The following is a 5,400-nucleotide window of genomic DNA, read 5'->3' as shown; positions in this document are numbered from 1 at the left end:
CATGCCGTGCGGGCAGCCGAAATTGAGCTCGATGCCGTCGGCGCCGGTCTCCTCGACCAGCGGCAGGATCGCCTTCCAGCTTTCCTCCACGCAAGGCACCATGATCGACGCGATCAGCGCCCGGTCCGGCCAGTTCATCTTCACCTGCTTCATCTCGCGCAGGTTGGTCTGCAGGTCGCGATCGGTGATCAGCTCGATGTTGTTCAAGCCCAGCAGGCGGCGGTCGGCGCCCCAGATCGCGCCGTAGCGCGGACCGTTGACGTTGACGACCGGCGGCCCCTCCTCGCCCAGCGTCTTCCACACCACGCCGCCCCAGCCGGCCTTGAAGGCGCGCTCGACATTGTAGGCCTTGTCGGTCGGCGGCGCCGAGGCCAGCCAGAACGGATTGGGCGACTTGATGCCGATAAAATTGTTGCGGATGTCTGCCATGCTCATGCCCTCCCGTTAGAGGTCAGTGCCCGGTGGATGCTCTCGGCCGCGTCGCGCCCTTGCGCCACCGCCGAGACCGTCAAATCGTCGCCGCCGAAGATGCAGTCGCCGCCAGCCCAGACCTTGGCCAGCGAGGTGCGCCCTTCCGCATCGACCTTGATGCGGCCGCCCTCCAGCTCAATCTGCTCGCTGCTGCCGTTGAGATGCGCCGGCACGAAGCTCTGGCCGATCGCCTTGAACACCTGGTCGGCGACGAGCGTGAGCCTTTCGCCGGTGCCGGCGAGCTTGTCGCCGCTCATCGCGGTATATTCGAGCTCGATCCCGGAGACCTTGCCGTTCTCGGCAATCACGCGCATGGGCTGCAGCCAGTGGCGGATGGTGACGCCGTTGGCGGCGGCCAGGTCCTGCTCGAAGCCGGAAGCGTTCATATGCTCCTGGCCGCGCCGGTAGCAGATCGTCACCTCTTCGGCGCCGAGCAGCTTCGACTGCACCGCGGCGTCGATCGCCGTCATGCCGCCGCCGATGACGACGACGCGCCGGCCGACCGGCAGGCTGGAGAGATCGCTTGCCTGGCGAAGCTCCGAGATGAACTCCACGGCGTTGGCGACGCCGTCCGTGTCCTCGCCGTCGGCCCGCAGCGCATTGACGCCGCCAAGCCCCATGCCGAGGAACACCGCGTCGTAGTTGCGGATCAGGTCGGCCAACTGGAAGTCGCGGCCGAGCGCCTTGCCGTTCTGGATGTCGATGCCGCCGATCCCGGTGACATAGTCGACCTCGGCCTGGGCGAAATCATCGACGCTCTTATACGCGGCGATGCCATATTCGTTGAGGCCGCCGGCCTTCGGCCGCGCCTCGAGGATCGTCACCTCATGGCCGTGGCGGGCAAGCCGATGCGCCGCCGCCAGCCCGGCCGGCCCCGCGCCGACCACGGCAATGCTCTTGCCCGTCGCTTCGGCGCGCTTATAGAACTGCTTGCCCTCGCCCATGGCGACATCGGTGGCGTAGCGCTGCAGCCGGCCGATCTGCACCGGCTTGCCTTCGGCCACCTCGCGCACGCAGACCTCTTCGCACAGCGTCTCGGTCGGGCAGACGCGGGCGCACATGCCACCAAGGATGTTCTGGTCGAAAATGGTCTTGGCCGAGCCCAGCGGATTGCCTGTCGCGATCTGCCGGATGAACAGCGGGATGTCGATCGAGGTCGGGCACGCGTTCATGCACGGCGCGTCGTAGCAGAAATAGCAGCGATCGGATTCGACCAGCGCCTCATGGTGGTCGAGCGGCGGATGCAGGTCGGAAAAATTATCGGCATATTGCTCGGAAGACAGCCGGCCGCCGGCAATGCCCTCGATGAAATGACCACTCGCCATTCCAGTTCCCCTTGTTGTCGTTTTGGGGAAGGCTAGCACGTTTTATTTTTTTATCAATTGGTCAATTTTCGGCCAAACCACTGTATTGACTGGATAAAAATATGATAATTATAGTCATGTTATAGCCATTACTGCCTCATCAGATGGCTCCGCATTTTCAAACCTCGCGGGATGAATCGACCGTATCTCGTCCGCCACCAGCTCCTGCAGCCGCCACAGGTTGCGGTCGTGGATGCCGAAGGTCTCGAGGTGGCTGACGGTGTTGTAGAGATATTCGGCGCCGGAGCCGACATGGCCGCAGGCGCGTGCCAGCACCCATGCCACCTTCTCCAGCGGCTGCCCGAGAGATGTCCCTCTGCCGGTCACGCCAACCCAGAAGCCCAGCGCCCGCAGCCGGCCTTGCGCCGTACGCACCGGAACCCACCTGACGGAGGCAACGGCCTCGTGATCGTCGATCTCGCGCCGCAACAGCCTTTCGATCTGGGTGGCCTTGTCACCGTCCGGCAGGCGGTAGATCACGCCGTCGCAGCGTCCGCCGCGTTCGAGCGCCATCATCAGTCCGGGCTGCGCGGCGCTGCCCCTCCAGCGCACGAGATCCAGGCAGAAGGAGCGATGCCAGCCATGCGCCGAGGCGCGCTGCAGCTCGACAGACTCGAAAGCCGGCTTCCAGATCAGCGAGCCATAGGCGAACACCCAAAGCGGTCCGGCGTCGGCTTCACCCGCGAGACGCGCGCCGAGCGCGCGGAAATCGTCGTCGCTGAGCTGCGTCCAATCCCCGCTCGGACCGGGATCGATCTCGTCGCGATGGCAAAGAGCGACAAGCTCGGGCGTGAGCGACATCTGGCGCATGGAAAAACGCGAACCCTCTTTGAGGGCAGCAAAGTCGAAAAGCGCTGGCTATGCAAGATGAGGGAGCGCAGCGCCTTGCCGACCGGTATTTTCGGCCCATGTCGGATTTCTGTCGCCAGGATCGTCCTAGGATGGATCGAACCGCGATCGCTGCCTGAACCGGTGAGGAGACCGACCATGCCGAAATCCCCGCAACCTTTCTTCTGGTACGAACTGATGACCACCGACCTCGACGCCGCCGAGGCCTTCTACACCGCCGTGGTCGGCTGGAAAGCCGAGCCCTTCGACAAGGCGCCTGGCATGCCCCGCTACATCGTGGTCAATTCCGCCGTGCGAGGTGTCGGCGGCTTGATGACCATGCCGGAAGAACCCGCCAAGATGGGCATGCCGCCGGCCTGGATGGGCTACATCTACACCAAGGATGCCGACGCCTCGACGCAAGCGCTCAAGAACGCCGGCGGTGCGGTCCATCGCGCGCCCGACGACATTCCGGGCGTCGGCCGCTTCGCCGTCGTCGCCGACCCGCAAGGGGCAGCCTTCATGTTCCTGCAGCCCAACCAGCCTGAACAGCCGCCGGTGCCGGCGACCACGCTTGGCCATGTCGGCTGGCATGAGCTCTACACGACCGACTGGAAAGCCGCCTTCGATTTCTATTCCAGCCAATTCGGCTGGACCAGTGCCGGCGAGTTCGACATGGGCGAGATGGGTATCTACAAGACCTTTGGCGCCGGTCCCGAATCCGGCGGCGGCATCATGAACAAGCCGCCGCAGATCCCGGTTCCCGTCTGGCAGTTCTATTTCAACGTCGACGCCATCGACGCCGCCGCTAAGCGGGTCACCGACAATGGCGGCAAGGTCATCATGGGTCCGATGGACGTGCCGAGCGGCCAGTGGATCATCCAGTGCCAGGACCCGCAAGGCGCGCACTTCGCATTGCTGGCACCGACGCGGTAGAAGCTGCCAATCTCCCCCCTTGTGGGGGAGATGTCCGGCAGGACAGAGGGGGGCGCTGTCCCGCCGGCGTTACCCATTTGGCGTCACTCCGGCGTCAGCACCGCCAGCTTCAGATCGGCCTTTTTCGCGCCGCTGACCTGGATGATCGCCGCGCCGACGGCGAGCTTGAAGCGAACGCTCTTGCGGATTCCCGGGCAGGTCCTCACGCCGCTGAATGCCGACGATTTTACGGTCTTGCCATCCTGCACGACGTCGATCCAGGCCTCGTCGGACAGGCTGAGCTGCAGCTCGCCATCAGGCGGGACGGTCACATTTGCGGTCGCGCCGAACGTGCCGGCTTTCGGTGCACGGTCTGGCGGCACTTCGAAGCTGACCGTGTCCACGGCTTCAAGCGAGAAATCCGCCGCTTGCCCGACCGTGAGGGTAGCGCCGGACTGAGCCGCAGGCGCTGTCGGAAACAGGGCTTGCTCGCGCGCGACCGGCCATTTGAAGGCATCGCAACCCGCGTCTGCGGCCGCGGCGAAGCTGGTGCCTGCGAGGATTGCGAACAGGCTGACAATGACGACTTTTTTCATGGCAACGCGGATCCGTACGGTTGATGTCTCCATCCACAAATACAACTTTAAGGATAGATATGCAACCATTGCGAGAATAATTTTGGGAAAAATGAAACCATTTCCACTCACCGATTGTTGATGGCGAGCCATGGGAAGTGAGTGGTCCACTGCCGGGCGATAATTTATGGCCGGACGGGGAGGGTAAAATGGAGTTTTAGATGAAGCTTTTCGAAGGCCTCACCCGGTACCGTCCGCAAGCGCTGGGCGTGTTGCGCATCATGACCGCCTTGCAGTTCATCGAACATGGCTCGCAGAAGCTGTTCAACTTCCCGGCCAGCGCCGAGCCGCACGCCCTGACCGGGCTGACGACGGCTGCCGGCATCCTCGAATTCGCCGGCGGCATCCTGTTGGCGCTCGGCCTCTTCACCCGTCCGGTCGCGTTCCTTCTGGCCGGCGAGATGGCCATTGCCTATTTCATGGCGCACTTCCCGCGCGGCTTCTTCCCCGTCAACAACGGTGGCGACTTGGCGATCTCCTTCTGCTTCATCTTCCTTTATCTGATCTTCGCCGGGTCCGGCGCTTTCGCACTGGACAACCGCCGCGGCGCTTGAAGCATCCAGGTTGCGCGCCTGGGAGCTTATTGTTTTTACGCAATTCCGGACGGGAAACCGCTTCGCGCTTTTCCTGGAATGCCCTAGCCGCGCATCCGCTCGAAATTGGCGTCGAACAGCGGCGCCGCCTGAATGCGCGCCGTGTGGCGCTTGCCGAGGATTTCGATTTCGAAACCGTCCGGTCTGTCGGCGATCTCTTTCGGTACGTAGCCCATGGCGACCGACGTCTTCGCATTATGCGCATAACCGCCGGACGTGACCCAGCCACGCACGACGCCGTCGTGCCAGATCGCCTCGTCACCGATCACATCGGCATCGGCGGCCTCGACGATGAAGGCGCGCAGCCTGAGCTTGCCGCCCTCTCTGCGTTCAGCCAGCGCTGCTTCCTTGCCGATGAAATCCGCGTCCTTGCCATAAGCGACGAAACGGTCGAGCCCGGCCTCGACCGGGCCGTAGATCGGCCGGTATTCGCGCGCCCATGAGCCGTAGTTCTTCTCGAGCCTGAGCGCATTCAGCGCGCGCGAGCCGAACAGGCCGATGCCAAACTCTCCTCCGGCCGCCGTCAGCGCCTGATAGGCAGCGCGCTGGTATTCCGGCGCCACCCAGATCTCGTAGCCAAGATCGCCCGTATAG

At 63.8% G+C, this 5,400-nt stretch carries 6 protein-coding genes and 1 pseudogene; 2 read left to right on the top strand and 5 right to left on the bottom strand.

The window, feature by feature from the left end; translation table 11 throughout:
* The 3 genes and pseudogenes from EOD07_RS21025 to EOD07_RS21015 all read right to left on the bottom strand — a co-directional run.
* Positions 1-429, bottom strand: a pseudogene (locus tag EOD07_RS21025) (NAD-dependent dihydropyrimidine dehydrogenase subunit PreA); the annotation flags it as partial.
* A 2-nt stretch (positions 430-431) separates the two neighbouring features.
* Positions 432-1,796, bottom strand: a complete 1,365-nt coding sequence (locus EOD07_RS21020) for an NAD(P)-dependent oxidoreductase (protein WP_127236830.1) — start codon at positions 1,794-1,796, stop codon at positions 432-434.
* Between the two features lie 114 nt (positions 1,797-1,910).
* Positions 1,911-2,645 carry a gamma-glutamylcyclotransferase gene (locus tag EOD07_RS21015; RefSeq protein ID WP_127236829.1) on the bottom strand — a complete coding sequence of 245 codons (735 nt, stop codon included), beginning with the start codon at positions 2,643-2,645 and terminating at the stop codon, positions 1,911-1,913.
* Positions 2,646-2,822: 177 nt separating this feature from the next.
* Between EOD07_RS21015 and EOD07_RS21010 the strand changes: the two genes are divergently transcribed.
* Positions 2,823-3,599, top strand: coding sequence for a VOC family protein (locus EOD07_RS21010; protein WP_127236828.1), 777 nt, complete (start codon positions 2,823-2,825; stop codon positions 3,597-3,599).
* An 83-nt stretch (positions 3,600-3,682) separates the two neighbouring features.
* Here EOD07_RS21010 and EOD07_RS21005 read toward each other — a convergent pair whose 3' ends face one another.
* The gene (locus EOD07_RS21005) at positions 3,683-4,174 is read right to left on the bottom strand and encodes a hypothetical protein (RefSeq protein ID WP_127236827.1); all 492 of its coding nucleotides are present in this window, start codon (positions 4,172-4,174) and stop codon (positions 3,683-3,685) included.
* Positions 4,175-4,374: 200 nt separating this feature from the next.
* Here EOD07_RS21005 and EOD07_RS21000 point away from each other — a divergent pair, with 200 nt between their 5' ends.
* Positions 4,375-4,767: a DoxX family protein gene (locus EOD07_RS21000; RefSeq protein WP_040984171.1), complete on the top strand. Its 393-nt coding sequence runs from the start codon at positions 4,375-4,377 to the stop codon at positions 4,765-4,767.
* A gap of 83 nt (positions 4,768-4,850) precedes the next feature.
* Here EOD07_RS21000 and EOD07_RS20995 read toward each other — a convergent pair.
* A partial coding sequence (locus EOD07_RS20995; protein ID WP_164772398.1) for a glycine cleavage T C-terminal barrel domain-containing protein occupies positions 4,851-5,400 on the bottom strand: 550 nt, incomplete at its 5' end.

The organism is Mesorhizobium sp. M2C.T.Ca.TU.002.02.1.1 (genome assembly GCF_003997225.1).
Note: the sequence above shows the minus strand (reverse complement) of the source record. Positions and strands in the feature narration are given on the sequence as shown.

Coding starts and splice junctions, on each gene's coding strand:
- EOD07_RS21020 (WP_127236830.1), bottom strand. CDS start 1,796: ATGGCGAGTGGTCATTTCATCGAGGGCATTGCCGGCGGCCGGCTGTCT.
- EOD07_RS21015 (WP_127236829.1), bottom strand. CDS start 2,645: ATGCGCCAGATGTCGCTCACGCCCGAGCTTGTCGCTCTTTGCCATCGC.
- EOD07_RS21010 (WP_127236828.1), top strand. CDS start 2,823: ATGCCGAAATCCCCGCAACCTTTCTTCTGGTACGAACTGATGACCACC.
- EOD07_RS21005 (WP_127236827.1), bottom strand. CDS start 4,174: ATGAAAAAAGTCGTCATTGTCAGCCTGTTCGCAATCCTCGCAGGCACC.
- EOD07_RS21000 (WP_040984171.1), top strand. CDS start 4,375: ATGAAGCTTTTCGAAGGCCTCACCCGGTACCGTCCGCAAGCGCTGGGC.